The sequence below is a fragment of the Bifidobacterium sp. UTBIF-78 genome (assembly GCF_006408945.1).
GTDB lineage: Bacteria > Actinomycetota > Actinomycetes > Actinomycetales > Bifidobacteriaceae > Bifidobacterium > Bifidobacterium myosotis.
The window spans coordinates 1-1,371 of record NZ_JFAO01000084.1 but is presented as its reverse complement, the minus strand read 5'-3'; the positions used below and the strand labels follow the sequence as shown (position 1 = coordinate 1,371).

Here is a 1,371-nt window from a genome sequence, read left to right as displayed (position 1 = left end):
ATCCCTCGGGATCCTGTACCCCCCATGGAGAACACGTGGTGGATAGGCCGGACGTGGAAGCCCCGCAAGGGGTGGAGCTGACCGGTACTAACGGGGGAACGGCAACACACACCCCAACCTGGTTGGGGAGCATCGAAGACAACTACTGCGCTTGGATTTCCGGACGGCATGGAGCATCCGGATGACCACAAGACCAATATCGACATCAATCGCGTCCGCTATCCGGTCCCCAACCCATCACGGGAACCATCCCCACGCCCCAAGGGCGTGGACGTCTAATTGAAGATTTGCGGCGGTCATGGCCCAGGAGAGACGCCCGGCATCCATTCCGAACCCGGAAGCTAAGGCCTGGCACGGCGATGGTACTGCATCCGAGAGGATGTGGGAGAGTAGCACACCGCCGCATTCACACGTTACCGAAGACCCCGGAAGGCCCCAGCCTCCCGGGGTCCTCGCATACCAGCGGCAACAGGAGCCCCGACACCATTCGATGCCGGGGCTCCACCCATATGCCCACACTCTCTCCCGACCGGAACACCAACCCCCGCCAGGGCCCCCCGCATACGCGCACACCCCGAAACAACAGCCCGACACGACGACACCCCGCACGGGAACACGACGGACGGCATCCGCCCCCACAGGCGCGGAACACCCGCGCCACGGGCGAGTGCCGGGCCGCAGGCGGACCACGCCCGTTCACGGGCTTTCCGGAACCACCGGACAGGCGTGGTCCGCCCGCGACCCCTCACGGGACACGCGAAACACGCGCGACCGCCCGCCCCGACGCGGATGGCGGCCACACGATGACGACAACCGACCCCCAGACCACGTCCTCCAGCTCCGCAACGGACCGCACACCACACAAAACACAAAACAAAAACCACAACAACAAGAGTTACTCAGGGAATCCCAGCTAAGGGCTATGGGTGCTTTTAGACTGTGGGATGCTATGCATTACTTCACTCCCAAACGTTGCGCCACGTCGAACAAGATTATGTATCACGACAAGGCGCAGGCCCAGCGTGCCGCCGATCAGAGTCTGATCGAGCGCGGCGCCGAGCTGTGGGTGTATCGCTGTGAGTATTGCAATTGCTGGCATCTGACGCATCGTGATCCGCAATCGAGTTACCGTCATGTGCCGTTGAATCAGGAGCTGAAACCGCATAGCCGCAAGAAAGGCTATAAGCCTCGACGCAGGTAACGGAGATATCAGGCAGACGATGTGTTGAGAAATCGGCCGGTGGATGGTCTACCTTAGGCTGCAGTTTCAAAGAACGGAGCCGTGGGGTTACGGGATGTGTGCTGCGACCGTAGGCTTGGCCGAGCGGCCTTGAGCGTGTCGCAGCACACATCCCGTAACCCCACGGCGGT

The 1,371-nt window shown here is 61.9% G+C and carries 1 protein-coding gene and 2 rRNA genes; all 3 read left to right on the top strand.

The annotated features are described in order from the left end of the window. Window positions 1–111: ribosomal RNA gene (locus BG22_RS11010) — 23S ribosomal RNA — on the top strand; the annotation flags it as partial. Between the two features lie 177 nt (window positions 112–288). Continuing rightward, window positions 289–406 (top strand): 5S ribosomal RNA (gene rrf, locus BG22_RS10760). Window positions 407–949: 543 nt separating this feature from the next. Beyond that, a complete protein-coding gene (locus tag BG22_RS10755) occupies window positions 950–1,201 on the top strand; it encodes a hypothetical protein (protein WP_094668528.1) in 252 nt (83 codons plus the stop codon). Window positions 1,202–1,371 lie beyond the last annotated feature (170 nt).

Bases quoted from the DNA above. Each gene is read 5' to 3' on its own strand.
- BG22_RS10755 (WP_094668528.1), top strand. From the start codon at position 950: ATGCATTACTTCACTCCCAAACGTTGCGCCACGTCGAACAAGATTATG.